The sequence below is a fragment of the Curtobacterium sp. MCBA15_004 genome (assembly GCF_001865055.2).
Taxonomy (GTDB): domain Bacteria; phylum Actinomycetota; class Actinomycetes; order Actinomycetales; family Microbacteriaceae; genus Curtobacterium.
The window spans coordinates 281,089-296,908 of record NZ_CP126266.1 but is presented as its reverse complement, the minus strand read 5'-3'; the positions used below and the strand labels follow the sequence as shown (position 1 = coordinate 296,908).

The 15,820-nt window shown below is 68.3% G+C and carries 16 protein-coding genes; 7 read left to right on the top strand and 9 right to left on the bottom strand.

Going from position 1 to position 15,820, the window contains the following annotated elements; genetic code table 11:
* The first annotated feature begins 188 nt into the window (after positions 1 to 188).
* Both QOL16_RS01470 and QOL16_RS01465 read left to right on the top strand, forming a co-directional pair.
* Positions 189 to 1,370, top strand: a complete 1,182-nt coding sequence (locus QOL16_RS01470; RefSeq protein WP_065961147.1) for an MFS transporter — start codon at positions 189 to 191, stop codon at positions 1,368 to 1,370.
* Between the two features lie 113 nt (positions 1,371 to 1,483).
* Complete coding sequence (locus tag QOL16_RS01465; protein ID WP_083394921.1) at positions 1,484 to 2,389, top strand: ScbA/BarX family gamma-butyrolactone biosynthesis protein; 906 nt, start codon at positions 1,484 to 1,486, stop codon at positions 2,387 to 2,389.
* Here QOL16_RS01465 and QOL16_RS01460 read toward each other — a convergent pair.
* Positions 2,376 to 3,023: a ScbR family autoregulator-binding transcription factor gene (locus QOL16_RS01460; protein WP_071246606.1), complete on the bottom strand. Its 648-nt coding sequence runs from the start codon at positions 3,021 to 3,023 to the stop codon at positions 2,376 to 2,378. The two genes, QOL16_RS01465 and QOL16_RS01460, sit on opposite strands and share 14 nt — an antisense overlap.
* A gap of 3 nt (positions 3,024 to 3,026) precedes the next feature.
* Between QOL16_RS01460 and QOL16_RS01455 the strand changes: the two genes are divergently transcribed.
* The 3 genes from QOL16_RS01455 (at position 3,027) to QOL16_RS01445 (ending at position 6,707) form a co-directional block, all read left to right on the top strand.
* The gene (locus QOL16_RS01455; protein ID WP_071282865.1) at positions 3,027 to 3,923 is read left to right on the top strand and encodes an NAD(P)-dependent oxidoreductase; all 897 of its coding nucleotides are present in this window, start codon (positions 3,027 to 3,029) and stop codon (positions 3,921 to 3,923) included.
* A 691-nt stretch (positions 3,924 to 4,614) separates the two neighbouring features.
* Positions 4,615 to 4,878 (top strand): hypothetical protein, encoded by a 264-nt coding sequence (locus QOL16_RS01450; protein WP_071282863.1) that lies wholly within the window; start codon positions 4,615 to 4,617, stop codon positions 4,876 to 4,878.
* 644 nt (positions 4,879 to 5,522) lie between these two features.
* Complete coding sequence (locus QOL16_RS01445) at positions 5,523 to 6,707, top strand: hypothetical protein (protein ID WP_071282861.1); 1,185 nt, start codon at positions 5,523 to 5,525, stop codon at positions 6,705 to 6,707.
* 34 nt (positions 6,708 to 6,741) lie between these two features.
* Here the strand turns inward: QOL16_RS01445 and lepB are convergent, their stop codons facing one another.
* The 4 genes from lepB to QOL16_RS01425 all read right to left on the bottom strand — a co-directional run bounded on the left by lepB (position 6,742) and on the right by QOL16_RS01425 (position 9,563).
* Complete coding sequence (lepB, locus tag QOL16_RS01440; protein WP_071282859.1) at positions 6,742 to 7,449, bottom strand: signal peptidase I; 708 nt, start codon at positions 7,447 to 7,449, stop codon at positions 6,742 to 6,744.
* A 225-nt stretch (positions 7,450 to 7,674) separates the two neighbouring features.
* The gene (locus tag QOL16_RS01435) at positions 7,675 to 7,881 is read right to left on the bottom strand and encodes a tautomerase family protein (protein WP_071275925.1); all 207 of its coding nucleotides are present in this window, start codon (positions 7,879 to 7,881) and stop codon (positions 7,675 to 7,677) included.
* Positions 7,882 to 7,920: 39 nt separating this feature from the next.
* A complete protein-coding gene (locus tag QOL16_RS01430; protein WP_071282857.1) occupies positions 7,921 to 8,823 on the bottom strand; it encodes an SDR family oxidoreductase in 903 nt (300 codons plus the stop codon).
* Complete coding sequence (locus QOL16_RS01425) at positions 8,823 to 9,563, bottom strand: SDR family oxidoreductase (RefSeq protein ID WP_071282854.1); 741 nt, start codon at positions 9,561 to 9,563, stop codon at positions 8,823 to 8,825. The genes QOL16_RS01430 and QOL16_RS01425 overlap by 1 nt, the downstream gene beginning before the upstream one ends.
* Before the next feature lie 96 nt (positions 9,564 to 9,659).
* Between QOL16_RS01425 and QOL16_RS01420 the strand changes: the two genes are divergently transcribed.
* Together QOL16_RS01420 and QOL16_RS01415 are read left to right on the top strand one after the other, a co-directional pair.
* Positions 9,660 to 10,385, top strand: coding sequence for a TetR/AcrR family transcriptional regulator (locus QOL16_RS01420; protein WP_071282851.1), 726 nt, complete (start codon positions 9,660 to 9,662; stop codon positions 10,383 to 10,385).
* Positions 10,382 to 10,882: a VanZ family protein gene (locus QOL16_RS01415; protein ID WP_071282849.1), complete on the top strand. Its 501-nt coding sequence runs from the start codon at positions 10,382 to 10,384 to the stop codon at positions 10,880 to 10,882. Before QOL16_RS01420 ends, QOL16_RS01415 begins: the two co-directional genes overlap by 4 nt.
* A 236-nt stretch (positions 10,883 to 11,118) precedes the next feature.
* Here QOL16_RS01415 and QOL16_RS01410 read toward each other — a convergent pair whose 3' ends face one another.
* The 4 genes from QOL16_RS01410 to QOL16_RS01395 form a co-directional block, all read right to left on the bottom strand.
* Complete coding sequence (locus tag QOL16_RS01410) at positions 11,119 to 11,931, bottom strand: AAA family ATPase (protein ID WP_055960810.1); 813 nt, start codon at positions 11,929 to 11,931, stop codon at positions 11,119 to 11,121.
* The gene (locus tag QOL16_RS01405) at positions 11,928 to 13,331 is read right to left on the bottom strand and encodes a Mu transposase C-terminal domain-containing protein (RefSeq protein WP_071245666.1); all 1,404 of its coding nucleotides are present in this window, start codon (positions 13,329 to 13,331) and stop codon (positions 11,928 to 11,930) included. Before QOL16_RS01405 ends, QOL16_RS01410 begins: the two co-directional genes overlap by 4 nt.
* Before the next feature lie 6 nt (positions 13,332 to 13,337).
* Positions 13,338 to 13,940: a recombinase family protein gene (locus tag QOL16_RS01400; RefSeq protein ID WP_055960814.1), complete on the bottom strand. Its 603-nt coding sequence runs from the start codon at positions 13,938 to 13,940 to the stop codon at positions 13,338 to 13,340.
* A gap of 709 nt (positions 13,941 to 14,649) precedes the next feature.
* The gene (locus QOL16_RS01395; protein WP_240614499.1) at positions 14,650 to 15,714 is read right to left on the bottom strand and encodes a TDT family transporter; all 1,065 of its coding nucleotides are present in this window, start codon (positions 15,712 to 15,714) and stop codon (positions 14,650 to 14,652) included.
* Positions 15,715 to 15,820 lie beyond the last annotated feature (106 nt).

The window sequence follows — 15,820 nt, the reverse complement described above, 5'->3', positions numbered from 1 at the left end:
ACAGGCTGACCGGATTGTTTGTCAAACTCGGTCGTCATCGTTCACTCGCTCGTTACGGGCCGGAAACACGGCATTTCCTGCGCCTGAACAGGCTGACAGCAATGCGACTTCCCTCGACACGACCGCTTGACAAAACCGGCTGCAAGGCTTGTTAAATACATCCGACCCTGATTGGAAGGACCCTCAACATGCCCCTAGGACTGATCGCACTCGCGCTCGGCGGGTTCGGCATCGGCCTCACGGAGTTCGGCATCGTCGGGCTCCTGCCCGAGGTGGCTGCCGACACCGGCGTCACCGAGCCCGTGGCCGGCTACCTCGTGTCGGGCTACGCGCTCGGCGTGGCGCTGGGAGCCATCGCCCTCACCGCCCTCGTCTACCGACTCGAACGCCGGAAGGTCCTGCTCGGACTCATGGTCCTGTTCGTCCTCGGCAACCTGCTCTCCGCCATCGCACCCGACTACTCGGTCCTGCTCATCGGACGTGTCGTCGCGGCGCTGTGCCATGGGGCCTTCTTCGGCATCGGGGCGGTGGTCGCGGCCGACATGGTCGCCGAGGACAAGAAGGCCGGGGCGATCTCCCTCATGTTCGCCGGACTGACGGCCGCGAACGTGCTCGGTGTCCCGCTCGGGACGTTCCTCGGGCAGCAGCTGGGCTGGCGCTCGACCTTCTGGGCGATCACGGTCATCGGCGTCGTCGCGCTCATCGGCATCCGGCTGCTCGTCCCGGTGACCCCGGGGCCGAGTGGTTCGACGCTCCGAGCCGAGTTCTCGGTGTTCCGGCGTCCCCAGGTCTGGGTGTCAGCGATCGCCAGCGTCTTCGCGTTCGGCGCCGTCGTCGGTGCCTTCACCTACATCGCCTTCACCCTCACCGAGGTGACGGGCTTCAGCACCGGAGCCGTGCCCTGGCTGCTCGTCCTGTTCGGCGCCGGGACCTTCGTCGGCAACTTCGTGGGCGGCAAGCTCGCCGACCGCGCGTTGAACCCGGCACTCATCTCGATCCTCCTCGTCCTCGCGGTCGTCCTCGTGGTGTTCGCGCTCACCGCCGCGAACCCGATCGCCACGGTCGTGCTGCTGCTCCTGCTCGGCACGGTCGGGCTCTCGACGGCACCGGGCCTGCAGCTGCGCACCATGGCACACGCGGGCGACGCCCCGACGGTCGCCTCCGGTGCGAACATCGCGGCGTTCAACGTGGGCAACGCGATCGGTGCGTGGCTCGGCGGCGTCACCATCGCGGCCGGCCTCGGCTTCACGTCGCCGCTCTGGGCAGGCGCCGCGCTCGCGGGCGTGGGTGCGCTCGTCCTCGTCGGCGGCTCGCTCCGACGCCGGAGCACCGCGCCGGCGACGACCGCCCCCGTGCCCGTCGTGCAGTGAGCCCCGCGCTCCTGCGCTGACCACACCCAGCAACGGCGCTGCCCCGGTCATCCCGGAGCAGCGCCGTTGCTCGTCCCGCTCACCGAACTGAACCCGACCGGAGGAGACCCGACGTGTCCGCCACCCTCGTAGCTCCTGCCCTTGCTCCTGCTCCCGCCCTGACCCACGCGCAGCTCGTCCCTGGTCACCTCGTACACCGGCGGTGGCTGTCCGACGTGCTCGTGACCGAGGCCTACTCCACCGGCCGGGAGACCTTCCTCGCCGGCGCGCAGTGGCCGCGGAACCACCGCCTGCTCGGGCGCACCCGGCAGGTCGATCCGGCGCTCGTCGCAGAGATCGTCCGGCAGCTCGCGATCTACCTGGCCCACACCGCGTTCGGCGTGCCGCTCGATGCTGCGTTCCTGATGCCGTCGATGCGCCTGAGCACCGCTGCCCGCACGGTGCAGACCGGCGAGGCGATCTCGATCCACGCGCGCGTCGTCGACGTCCGACGGTCCGCGCGCGGCGTCAGTGCCTTCACCCTGGAAGCGACGTTCGAGGACGGGGACGGCGCGGTCGGTCAGGCCGTCGCCGCCGCGCGGATCATCGATCGACGCACCTACCAGCGGACCCGGAACGGTCGGACGCCCGTCACGCCACGCGTCGACGGCCCGTCCCGTCGTGGCGGGCTCGACCTCCTCGCCCCGACCGACCGGGCAGGCGTCTCCCTCCTCGTCGTTGACACCGGGGAGCCCGCCTGGTTCGACCACCCGCTGGACCACGTGCCGGGCATGCTGCTCCTCAGCGCCGCGCAACAGGCGGTGTCGGCGGCGGGCGGCCCCGGAGACCTCTCGACGATGGAGCTCGTCTACGACGCCGTCGTCGAGCTCGACGAGCCGTGCACGGTGACGGTGACGGACGACGGCGACACGTGGCGGGTGTCCTTCGAGCAGTCCGGCGCGGTGAGCACGAGCGCGGTGCTCCGTGGGCGGTCCGAACCGTCACGGCGGGTCACGCCGACCCACGTCACGGCCGGATGACCGCCAACAGTGCGAGGCAGGCGTCGAGCCGCTCGGGCACGACGACGCCCGGGAGCAGGATGTCCCACATCTCCCGCACCCGTTCGAACAGGTCCTGCCGATCGTGCAGCGTGTCCGAGACCAGCTGCACCCCGGTGTACGCCGGGATGACGAACCGGGCGAACCGGGCAGCGTCGAGGTCCGGCCGGAAGTCGCCCTGCTCGACGGCGAGCCCGGCGAGGTTCTCGAAGGTGGCCATCCAGTCGCGGTACGGCGTCACGTTGGACAGCGACGCGGCGGACCCGTCGGTCGTCAGCCGGATCCCTGCGCTGACCACACCGTCGCTGACGAGCTGGCGGGCGAGACCGGCGGACATGAGCAGCATCGCCTCGACCGCGGACGACGCCTTGGCCATCGCGGTCTCCGCGTCGACGCGGGCGATCCGGTGCTGCTCGGTGATCACGGCGTTCGCGATCTCGTCCTTCGAACGGAAGTGGAAGTACATCGCGCCGCGCGTGACGCCGGCCTCGTCCGCGATGAGATCGAGCGACGCCCCGGCATACCCACGCCGCTCGAACACCACGGCGGCGCCGCGAACGACAGCGGCGCGTGTCTGGAGTGCACGCTCTTGCACCGGCTCGGACCTGGGGGACATCGGATGACCAGCGTAGTCGACAGCCGTTGCGCTCACCCGATCTCGCCGACCGGAACCTTCATCACCGTGACCGGCGGCTCCGGCTACATCGGCAGCCATGTGGTCGCCGCGCTCGAAGCCAGCGGGGCGACCGTCCGCACAGTGGGGCGTTCGGAGCTCAGAGACCCAGCATCGACGACCAGGGCGATGGCTGGCGCGTCCGCCGTCGTCCACTGCGTCTCCGCGGTCTCCGGGACGCCGGAGGATCTCCGTCGTTCGAATGTCGAGGTCGCCGCAACTGTCGCGAGAGCAGCGCAGGCCGCCGGAGTCGAACGCCTGATCGCCGTCTCGACCGCGTCGGTCACCGGGAGGGGGCCGCATCGCGGTGCGGCCGCCCCTCCGACGAACCCCGCATCAGCCGTCAGCGCCAGCCGTGCGGAGGGCGAGGAGGTACTGCTCGGGGCAGGAGCGATCATCATCAGGCCGAACCTCGTCTGGGGTGCAGGCGACCGCTGGGTCGTACCAACCCTCGCGAGCTCATTCGTCGGCCAGGGCACGGCCCGGTCATGGCGGGCACGCGTGTCAGCGGTCAACGTGCGGGATCTCGCGAGCGGCATAAGCAGACTCGCGTCCACTTCCTCAGAGGCGCTCGGCACTCAGAGGGTGCTGCACGCCGACGCTCCCGGCCCCTTCCTCGTAGCCGAGATCGGTCAGTGGATCTCCGACCGACTCCTTCCACGAGTCCGACCGCTCACCGCCACGACGCTCACGCCCCACCAGCAGTCGATGCTGGAGATCGACAACTGGTTCGACAGCGCCCAGTTCTGGGAGCTCGCCGGAGTCCGCCCTGGACTTCCCTTCTCGCCGTCCGTCGCCGATCTGGAGTGGTACGCCGACTACCTGTCCGTCAGCACGAACTAGGTCGCTCACCATCTGCGGGAGGGTCGCGGTGAGCGGTATCTCGAGCGCGATCGCCATACGGATCCAGCCGAGCCGGCGCATCCTCCGACACGAAGCGAGGGATCTCCTCGCGGGCAGGACAGGGCGCTTCGCCGTCGTGGAAGGGGCACGAACAACACGATCCGGCCGTGCCGTCAGCTACGTCGTCCACGCCGGAGCAGACGTCCTGCGCGCAGGTGCAGAACGTCAGTGGGTCCTTCAATGCGTCCCCTGGAGCTGCGTGGTCATGAGTTCGTTTCCTCTCGTCAGGACCCCTGTGCGCGGACGCCCGCGCCTGGCGGAGAGCAGCACCCGCGAGGGTGAGGTACAGCCGGCGTACCTCACGGGCACGCAGCACGCTGCCGCTGCTCGAACAAGAACGCGCCACGCGGCGACACGCGCTCGCGTTGGCCCGTGAGCGGACACACCGCCAGGGTGAATCGAACGCGGGGAGACACGGGATGGCCTTGTACGTGAACGATTTCGAAGTCACTGCAACGATCAATGGCTTGCGTCGCAGGTGGTCGCACCTCGGTACGTCTCCGCGCTCGCTCTCGGAGCCGTCTCCGTCGACTACGTCGAGGTACAAGCGGTATCGGATAGCAAGAAGGTCGCTGCGGCAGAAGCTGCGCTACGGCAGCAAGGTGTGGTTCGACACGTATCGGGCCGACCCATGCACGGGATCGCCGCACAACAGTTCGCCCTCGCGCTCTTCGCTGTCGCCTCGAACATGCGACGCATCATCCAGTTCGAACACGACGGCCACGAATCGGAACGACGAGCCGGCGCGGGCCGCTCACCCCAGCCGCGGAAGCAGCCCGACGACTCCCTCGAGCGTGCCCCGGACCGCATCGGCGAGACCCGCTACGTGCGGAACCCGCCGCCGCGGAGCCTGGTGCCCTGGGAACCATCAGAGCTAGCCTCGGCACCTGCGTGATGAGCTGGCACGCACCGGCAGAACCGGCAGAACCATGCAAGACCAGCAGCACCCCGACGCTCCGTCATGCCCGAGAACGGGCGAGGAGCATCCGGGGTGCTTCAGCGTGCCCGGAAGCGAGCTGCGGACGGCGCACCGAGCGCTCGAGCAGCCACGAATACGTGAGCGACCCGTGGAATCGAGCACCAAACAGCTCCAGAGAACCAGAAGAGCCCCCGGCCGAAGCCGGGGGCTCTTCTGTCGGGTCACACCTGCAAACGCTGGAGACCAGACGTGCAATCAACCCTGTGGCGGTACCGGTGGGATTTGAACCCATCGCTGCGTGTTCGTGCCTTCACGGGCGCGCCCCCGATCGCCGGATTCATGGGGAAGTTGCCGACGGGTCGGGCCAGTCGGAGCCGTTCCCGGACAGGTGGTAGTGCACCAAATTGCACCACAGCGCTGCTGGGGGACGCCTGTGAGGAGCTTCGCTCCGTGTCGTCCTTCTGACTTCGCTCTGTGTCGTGATCACGTCCCGGTAGACGATGGTTGAACGGGCGTCGACAAGTGGGCCACCTGGTGCCTACGATGGCGATGGGCGGCGGGGTGCCGGCTCGATAGGGAGTGTGTCTCCCGGGTGGGTGGGCTCCTTTCTTGGAGCCGTCGTGAATGGTTCGTACCGCATCGTCGTTACCGACCGGGCGTTCGTCACCGGACTGATCGCGGTCATGCTCTCCGCGATCGCACTCGGGATGGTGCCTCTGGTTCTGATCCTCGCTTCTCCAGCGGGGTCACTCGCGACCGCCGCAGTCGCCGCGGGAGCGTTCGGGATCGGTAACGCGCTCGGTGTTCCAGCCCAAGGTGCACTCCTCGCGCGGTTCCCCGTTCGGGCGGTACTCGGTGCCAGCGGATGCGCCTGCTGCGCGCTCCTTGTGGGTGCGGCAGCCATGACAGGCGCGGCGGCATCGCAGGCGGTAGTGCTCTTCTGTGCCGGTGCTGCGTTCCCAGCCATCACGGCTGCCTTCCGCGCCTGGGTTCCTCAACGGTTCACCACCCAAACCGTGAGGACGAGCGCTTACGCGCTGCTCTCGGTTGCGTTCCAGGCCGGATTAGCGGCCGGTCCGGTCCTCGCCGCGATGGCCATGGCATCGGCGCTTCGTCCGTACAGCGTGTCGGTGGTCGCAGTGCTCGCGGCAGGTGCAACCCTTTCGTTCACCGCTTCGCGCGGCACGATCGCGGGCGCCACGCCGAAGCGGCCTGCAAGCACGGCGACCCGGGCCGGAGTCCCAAAGGTGCTTCGTCTCGTGGTCATCGGAGCCCTGGTGAGCGTGGGGACAGGGGCACTGACCGCTGTCGTTCCGGCTGCGGCTGTTGCATCGGGAGCTCGCAGCAGCGCCGGCTTGATCTTGGCGTGCCTGGCAGTCGGGGAAGCGGTTGGAGCGCTGGTATTCGGTGCGATGCGCCTGCCGGGGTCAGAACGACGGCATCTCGTCGTCGCGTTGTCTCTGATCTTGGTCGGCTACCTGTCACTCTCGATGCTCCTCGGCGCGCTCCCGGCGATAGCGGGTGGAGTGTTCGTCATCGGGGCGCTCTCGAGCCCGGTCACGATCGTCCTGTCATCGATGCTCGATGACCTGCTTCCGCCAGCGCTCATCGCCGGCGCGTACGGCGCTGTGGTCGCTGCCGCGGTTGCGGGCGCGGCCATGGGCACGGGAACAGCGGGGCTGCTGCTCGGAAGCCCGCTCGGTATCACTGGTGCGGTTGGCGCAGCCGCTGTAGGTGTCTGCCTCGCGATCACACTCAGCATCCGGCGGATTTCACCACCAGATGAACCTGGCTCCGCCCGGTAGCTGATCCACTACCGGGCATTGGGAGAGCGCTCTGTCAGTGCTTTTTGGGGTCGGTGCCGGCGAAGACAGAGGGGTAGTCGTCGAGCCAAGCCCACCGCTTCACAGGCCAGGTGATGACGACTGCGCGACCGACGACATCGTCTTCTGGCACGAACCCCTTCGATGGCAAGCCCTGGTGATAGCGCGAGTCTCCAGACTCGTATCGGTTGTCGCCCATCACCCACAGCTTCCCTGTCGGTACCGTCACGTCGAACGGGGTTCCGGACGCGGCCTGGCCTGCTTGCTTCCGCACGTACGGCTCCGAGATTGGGACACCGTTGACCTCCATTTGACCGAGCGCGTTGCAGCACTGCACGTGATCGCCAGGCAGGCCGATGATGCGCTTGATGAGGTGATCGTCGCCGTCGGCGCCGAGACCAACCGTGCTGAGGGCCTTCGACAGTGCACTCCGCGACTGAGTCGTTTGGCCCTCGATGGACTGTCCGGCTTCGAGCCACCCGCCAGGATCGCGGAAGACGACAACGTCGCCACGGTGCAGTGCCGCGCGCTCGTTGACGATCACCCGGTCGTTGATCTGCAACGTGTTTTTCATCGACCCTGACGGTATGTAGAACGAACGGACCAGGAACGTCTTCACGAGGAACGACACCAGGAGCGCTGCAAGCACGATGATGAGGAGGTCGCGAGCGAAACGCCAACCACTCGACTTCAGTTGGACGTGTCCCGCTGTTCGTTCCCCCACGACTGCAGCCTAGGTCAGGTCGACGATGCATCACCGGTCCCGTGGGCTGACAAAGCCCGATGCGGACCGGCGCCCGGTTGCGGATGGGCTACCGAACGCCCCCTCGGTCGCTCGTGGTCGCCCCGGTAGGGGATCGGCTACCGGACATTGTCACGCCGTCTTCTCAAACTGGTGACGAAGGGACCCGGTCTTCCGGGTCCCTTCGTCTGCGTGTGGTCAGCGGACTCAGACGCGGCCGAGCATCGCCTCGTTGAGGATGGTGCCGCCGAGCATCCAACCGCCGTCGGCGACCTCGTCGAGGATGACGAGGGTGGTGGGGCGTGCTCGCTCCCCGTAGGCGTCGACGATGGCGTCAGTGACGGCGTCCTGCAGCTTCTTCTTCGACTCGGCGGTCAGGGTGTCAGCGGGGACCTTGATGTTGGCAAAGGGCATGGTGTTCCTCTCGGTGGGGTTTCCCGGGCGGTCCGGGGGTCAAAGTGCGGCGTTGGAGGAGAGCAGGTCCTCGATGCCGACGCGGTGGTAGAACTCGGACCGGATGCGGTCCGCCACCGCTGAGACGACCTCGCTGCCGTCGTGCGAGGGGTCGACGTGGGTCCGGTACGGGCGGGTTCCTTCTGGGAGGCTGACCACGCGGACGATCTCGTCGGCGACGTCCTGCACGTCGGCGTCCACCGGGACGATCGCGGCGAGGCGGTCGGTGAGGTCCTGCCGGAGCGCCCCGTACTCCTCGTCGTGTGCAGCGACTCGGGCGGCGTCTGTCGGGACCGCAGCGTTCGTGAAGTGGTTCGTTCCCGAGGTGAAGGCTCCCGGGACCACGATGGTGGTGTCGATGCCGAAGCGGACGAGCTCCGCTGCGTAGCTCTCGGCCAGGGCGTCCATGCCGGCCTTCGCCGCGAAGTACGGCGCGAGGAACGGCGGGTGCCCGCCGCGGGTCGATGAGCTGCCGACCCACACGACCAGTCCTGAGCGGCTGACGCGCATGTGCGGCAGGACGGCGCGGGCGACGCGTTGTGCGCCGACGACGTTGACGTCGTAGAGGGCCGTGAACTGCTCGGGCGTGAACGCTTCGGCCGGGCCGTAGGCCATGTGGCCGGCGTTCTGCACGAGGACGTCGATCCGCCCGTGCGAACGGACGACCGAGCCGACGGCGTCATCGACGGACTGTTGTGACTGGACGTCGAGCTCGACGGCGCTGAGCTGCAAGCCCTCGCGGATGGCGAGATCCTCGAGCTCGGTGCGAGCCGTCGCGTTCCGACGGTCGATCGCGCGCATCCCCGCGATGACCACGTTGCCCGCCCGCGCGAGCGCCTCAGCCGTCAGCCGACCGAAGCCGCTGGACGCACCCGTGACGAGGACGACCCGTGGAGCGGTCATCAGACCATCCCGCCGTTGGCGCGGATGGTCTGGCCGTTGACCCAGTGGCCGTCGGGTCCGGCGAGGAACGCGACGACCGCCGCGATGTCCTCCGGCGTGCCGAGCCGCTCGAGGGGCGGGACCTTCGACAGCGTATCGATCTGCTCCTGGGTCTTGCCGTCGAGGAACAGCTCCGTTGCCGTCGGTCCTGGGGCCACCACGTTCGCCGTGACGTCCCGGCCGCGGAGCTCCTTAGCCAGGATCAGCGTCATGCCTTCGACGGCGCTCTTGCTCGCGACGTAGGCGCCGTAAGTCGGGAATTGCGTCCCGACCACCGAGGTTGACATGCCGACGAACGTGCCGCCGGCCCGGAGCCTGCGCGCCGCCTGCTGCGCGACGACGAAGGTCCCGCGGATGTTCGTCCGGTGCAGTGCGTCGAGGACGTCGAGGTCCTGGTCGGCGATCGTTGACAGTGCGAGTCGTCCGGCGGAGTGCACGACGACGTCGACGCCGCCGTGGTCGGCCTCGACCCGATCGAACATCGCGGCGACTGCGTGCTCGTCCGCGACGTCGGCCTGCACGGCGACGGCGCGACCGCCTGCTTCCTGAATCTGCTCGACGGTGGCGGCGGCCGCGGCCGTCCCGCTGGCGTGGTTCACGATGACCGTGAAGCCGTCGGCCGCCAGCCGGGTCGACACCGCGCGGCCGATGCCGCGTGAGCCCCCCGTGACGACTGCGACGCGTTGTGGCGTGCTGCTCATCGTGCTTCCTTTCACTGATATGCACCGAGCATTTCGACGCTACGCAGAAGCTAGCACAGATACGATCACCGATACCAACTGCGCTACCATTGCTCTATGGCTCGATCTGATAAAGCACTCCGGAGCGCGCTGCTCCGCGCGGCAGAGGAGCAGCTCGTCGCAGCTCCCGACGGCGACATCGCCACCCGTGCTGTATGCGAAGCAGTCGGCGTCACCCAGCCCGTGCTCTACCGCGTCTTCGGCGACAAGCGCGGGCTGCTCGACGCCCTCGCTGATGTAGGTCTCGAGCGGTACGCGGCCAGGAAGGCCGAGCTCGAGGTGTCCGACGACCCGTCGGCGGACCTGCGACGCGGCTGGGATGACCACCTCGCATTCGCGCGCGAGCACGCCGCGCTCTACCGACTGATGTTCGCTCCTCGGCCGTGGGCCAGCAGTTCGGCGCGCGACGGCGTGACCGCGCTCCTCGAGCGGACGCTCACCCGCTGTGCAGCCGCCGGCATGCTCCGTGTCGACGTCAGGGTCGCGGCGACGATGCTGCTCGCCGCGAACGTCGGGCTCGCACTGGATGGGATGAGCGCCAACCGCCAGGACGACGCCGACGAGGTCGCCGACACGCTCCGGGACGCGGTCCTCGGCGCCGTCCTCGTGCAGCCGCCCAGCCCGGGACGCGGTGACGTCGACGCGGCCTCCCGTCATCAGCTCCGCGCGCGACTCGAAGCAGGCAGAGCGAGCCCGTTGCTCCCAGAGGAGTCGGCACTCATGCGGGTGTGGCTCGACCGACTCGACCACCACGCCGACCACGACCAAGACGGCTCCGAATGATCTCCACCTTCCTCATCGAACACGCACCCCTGGCCCGTGCGGCATTCTGGGTGGCACTCGCCGCCGCCGCCGTGCTCGCTTGGTTGCTCCACCGCCTGCGGCTCCGCGGCATCCTGCTGGGCCTGTCCGGGGTGTCGCTCGTCGCGGTGCTCGTGCTCACTCTGCTCCCCGACGGCACGCGCCCGGGCGGCGTCACCTGCACCGTACAGTTCTCCGTCCCGTTCCAGGGCCTCGAGACGCTCGCCAACGTCGCACTCCTGCTGCCGCTCGTGCTCTTCCTCGGAACCGCGACGAACCGACCGCTCACGATCCTTGCCGGCGCGGTGGCGCTCTCCGTCGCCATCGAGGTCGTACAGGCCCTCGCGCCGGCACTCGGTCGTCGGTGCGACACGAACGACTGGTTCATGAACACAGTGGGAGCGCTCCTGGGCGCCGTCGTCGCTCTCGTCGTTTGCATGATCGAACGACGTCGGACGACCGCCGCCGTCGCCGGGTGACCGACGGGCGGAACGCGGAGGACGAAGAGCTCGACACCCTGCGCGGTCGCTGCTGGTGAGGGCGCGATGTGCGCGTGCTCGCCGCCCCGCGAGGAGGGGCGCGAAACGGTCGTCCCGACGCGTCTCGTAAGCCGGTCGTCCACCGGTACAGGTGAGGACGGTGCGGGACGAAGAGCAGAACCCAGCTGTGAGCAGCCTCGCTCTGTGTCGTCGTTTTCGCTGCGATCGGTGTCGGGTCAGGTGGTGCCGATGACGAGGGTGCTGCGGGCGGCCTCGACGACGTCGTTGGTGATGACGTCGAGTTCGTTGATCTTCAGGACGCGTTGGATCTGAGGGAGGAGGCGCTCAAGGAGGCGGAAGTTGCCGCGGGTGATGCGTTCGACGGCGGCGATGGCTTGCGCGTCGGTGAAGTCGTCGGGGTCGAGCGTCTTGCCGAGCTTGCGCCATTGACGTTCGAGGACGAAGAGCAGCTCGTCGTGGCCGAGCGGACGGTACTGGTGGGCGAAACCGAGGCGGCTGTAGAGCTGCGGGTAGTGGCTGAACTGCTTCTCGATGCCGGGCATGCCGATGAGGATCATCGCTATGCCGGTGCGGTCGTACTGGTCGCGGAGCCACTCGATGGCGTTGCCGGTGAGGCGTTCGGACTCGTCGATGATGATCAGCTCGAGCAGGGACGGGTTGGGGCCGTGTGCGTGGTCGAAGTGGCGACCCTGGAGCAGGAGGTGTTCCTCGATGCAGCGTTCGGTGCGGAGCATGTCGTGCCGGAGGTCGTCCTGCAGGGCGCGCATCGTGGCGGAGACCTCGGGCGTGTAGAAGACGGTGCGGGCTCGGTGGGCGGCGGCGTAGATCTTCGTGTCGTCTTCGCTGCGTGCGGCCCATCTGGCGATGAACGGGCCGATGCTGTCCCAGTGGGCGTAGCGGCGTGCGGAGAGGGTCTTGCCGACGCCAGCGGGGCCGAAGCAGACGCCGATGGTGTTCTGCTTCCGGACGGCGTCGGCGAACTCCGCGAACCGACGGTGTTCCTTCGTGATGATGAACTGGCTCGTCATGACCGGTCCTCCTCGTAGGTCATCAGTCGCGGTTGATCCGGTGCCGGTGCGGGTGCTGGTGGGGTGTGATCATCGGGTGTGGGGCGGATGATCGCGATGCGTTCGCGGATCTGCCCGCGCAGGGCTCTTCGTTGCGCGTTCCGGGCGGCCTGGATCTGCTTGAGACTGATGGTCTCGGTCTGATGCGCGGTACTGATCGCGGTGCACAGGAACGCGTCGCGGTGAAAGACACGGATCTCGGTGACGTCGCGGGGGTCGTACCGGACGCTGACGGTGCTGCCCACGAAGGGTGCGAGAGTGGTTGCGGTGTAGCGGAGCCCTTCGAAGTGGATGCCGTCTCGTTGCACGACACGCGTGGTCGGGACGGTGAGCAGGAACCCGTCGAGCTGTTCGAGGGAGTCCGGCATTCGTGGCAGCCACCCGTCTGCGATCCACGCTTCCAGTGGGCTCTTCCGGAGCTCGCGGTGGATGCGGGCGTTGTAGCGGCGGATGAACGTGTTGATGGCACTGTCGACACCGGCGAGATCCAGCGCCGGCGTCGGCGCCGGCGCCGAGGATCCGGGTGCGAGGTGGCCGGGGAGCGTTGGGAGCAGCTCGGTGTTGATGGTGCCGAAGAACCGCTCGATCTTCCCGCGGCCCTGGGGGCGAGCGACCTGCGAGTGGATGATGCGGAGGTGCAGCACGGCGGCGGTGTCGCCGATTCGGTGGCTGGTGAAGTCGGACCCGTGGTCTGTGTAGAGCACGTCTGGGATCCCGCAGACAGGCCAGTCCGGTTCCGGCTTGTGCCAGATCGCTTGCCGGAGCGCGAGCGCGGTGTTCGCGGCGGATGGGGCGCCGAGGAACACCATGTACCCGCAGACCGCGCGGGAGTAGTCGTCGAGGATCACCGTCAACCACGGCCGTTCGGGCTTGCCGTCGGGTCCGACGATGAGCAGATCGAGCATCGTGTGGTCCGCCTGCCAGATCGCGTTGGGGCGATCCGCACGACGTCGGAGCAGCAGTTCGTGCTTGTCCCGATATGACGCGGGCCCCTCAAGCGCGAGCGTCACCATCCCGGGATCAAGCCCGTTCACGATCGACCGCACAACGGAGTACGACGGCGCTGAGAGACCTCGTTTGGTGCAGTAATTGTCGACCTGGCGGTGAATCGTGGCGATCGAAGGTCGTGGCTTGGTGAGTGCGAGCCCCTCAATCAGGCGCACCAGTTCCGGTGCCGTCCGTCGGGCGCCGTGATCGGTGCGGGTGCCGTCGGCGAGAGCCGGGTATCCGCCGGTTCGGTAGCGGGCCAACCAGCGTTGCAGGGTGCGCTCAGCGACGCCCGTGGTGCGGGCCAGGGTGGCGAGCGGGATGGCGTCCTCGACGTGCAGTCGAAGGATGCCCCACCGCTCGCTCGCGTCCATAGCCAGCTACATCGTTGGGGAAGGCTTGGTTCGTCGCGCCGCGACGGGCTCGGCGTGCTTCGCGAGTGCACGGTAGATGGTGGTGCGGCTAACGCCGAGCACGTCGCCGATCTGCGCGACGGTCATGTCCTGCTGTTCGTAGAGCCGGCGTGCGGTGCGCACCTGGTCCGCGGAGAGCCGAGATGGTCGGCCGCCGGTGCGGCCGCGGGCTCGAGCGGCGGCGAGGCCGGCGTTGGTGCGTTCCTTGATGAGGTCCCGTTCGAACTCCGCCAACGCGGCGAAGACGTGGAACACGAGCCGGCCGCCGGGCGAGGTGGTGTCGATGGTCTCCTGCAGGGACCGGAACCCGATGCCGCGCTCGGCGAGAGCGTGCAGCTGATCGATGAGGTGCCGGATGGACCGGCCGAGCCGGTCGAGTCGCCAGACGACGAGAGTGTCGCCGGGGCGGAGCTGGTCGAGGAGCTTGTCGAGCTCGGGCCGGTGTTGGAGCGACCCGGACATGGTGTCGACGAACACGCGGTAGCAGCCAGCGGCGTTGAGCGCGTCGATCTGCAGCGACGCGTCCTGGTCTGTGGTGGACACGCGCGCATACCCGAGAAGGTGACCCATGAAGAGAACGTAGCGAAACTCGACCAGGAGGGGTAGTGGCGGCACGTAGATTCTGGGACTGGGTTCCGCTACAAGACACGGCGCCTCGCACCCGGACTGAGCGCCGGTACGGATAGTTGTAGCGGAATCGTTCGTATTTGTTACGTCTGCCGCGCTCGCGCGGCGAGCCGGAGTGCTTGCACGGAACGGAGGTGTTGTTCCGATCGGTGGCGGCCGTTGGCGGGAGACGGATGTGGTGCTGCGATGACCGGAAGGAGTCGGGGGTGCTCGTCCAGGGTGAAGTGTCGCATGACGCCGTCGAGGGCAACGGCCCCGTACGTGACGATCGCAGTGAGAGCGGGGAGGGCCGCGAGCAGTGTGGCGAGGGCATGCCGCCCCTCGTCGATGTCCTCGAGTCGCACGCGGTCGGGCAGTTCCCATGGGACAAGGTTCCAGCGGACGTACTCGCCGCGTGCGAGTCCGGACTCGATACGGGCTGCTCGGAACGCGGCCGCGGTCGGGCCCGGGTTGTCCTCGCTGCAGATCGCTGCGTGCGCTGCGGCGATGGTCTGGGGGCCAGGCGACTGCATCAGGACCAGGACACGGCTGAATCTGCCGCCGGATCGTGGGTCGAAGCTCGGGACGAACCGTTGGCTGCCGTCGGGCGCGGTCCGCCACGTCTCCGCGAGACCGTTCAGCGATCGAACGTCAGCGAGTTCCTCGGGGGTACTCATGCCGGCTGTGGCGGTGCCAGCAGGGTGCCACGGATGACGGATCCGTGAAAGGTGCGAAGGGCAACGGTGATCCATGCGGCGACGAGGCCGGCGTAGTAGATGACGGCGAGGACGGCAACGACGGTCAGGCCTGAGTGCAGGGCGAGCCCGTTCAGGCCGGTGACGCAGGTCCCGACGGGGAACGTGAAGGACCACCAAGTCAGGCTGAACGGCAAGTGTTCGCGGGCAGTGCGGATGGTGATCGCGAGGGCGATGACGGTCCACAGCAGCGCGAAGCCGAGCATCGCGAACCCGTACACCAGCGCCACGACCAGCAGGGCATGCGCGGTACTCGCATCGACAACGGTGGGGGCGTTCGATGCGAGGAGGTTCACCGCGGTGATCGACTGTCCGACCGGCCCGAGGACGATCCACAGAGTCGGGACCATGCCGGCGGCCCCGACCTTGTGCTGCGCGAGACGGTTCCAGATCAGCGTGATCACGACCAGCGACGTGATGAGGCTGAGGCCGAAGAAGCCGTAGCAGGACCACAGCAGCGTCTCCCGCGCCTGCCCGGCGGGGGCGTACGGCAGCAGGAGCGCACCGGTGGAGGCGGACACCATCGGCGGGACGATCGGCATCAGCCAGCCGCCGAACGCGGAGTCGGGCTTGTTCTCGTGGCGGGTGAACGCCAGGTACGGCACGAGCACTGCCGTGAGCAGTCCTCCGATGGTGCCGATGGTCCACAGGACCCAGTCGATGGTGACGGCGGCGGGCAGGCCGACCCAGTCCTTGCCGAGCAGGAGTGTCCCGGCGCCGACGGTGAGGAACGCCATCGGTGGTGCGCCGTAGAAGTGCGAGATCACCGGGTTGAGCTGGTGCCCGGCTGCAGTGCTCCGGTAGCGGATCCAGTGCAGCACCGTCGCGGTCGTGAGGGCGACGAGGAGCACCGCGGCGATCGCCCACACGACCGTCGCCGCGAGGCGCAGCCCGGGGAACTGCAGCGGCAGTGACGCAGCTGCGACAGCGACGATCCCCGTGCCCATGATCGACGCGAACCAGTTCGGTGTGAGATTCGACACGATCAGGCCTGGCCGCTCCAGGTCACGGAACAACGCCGTCTGCGGCCGTTGGGGCAGCTGGCTACCGTTCGCGGGTGCAGGGTCCGTGCGGAGCGTTGTCATGGGC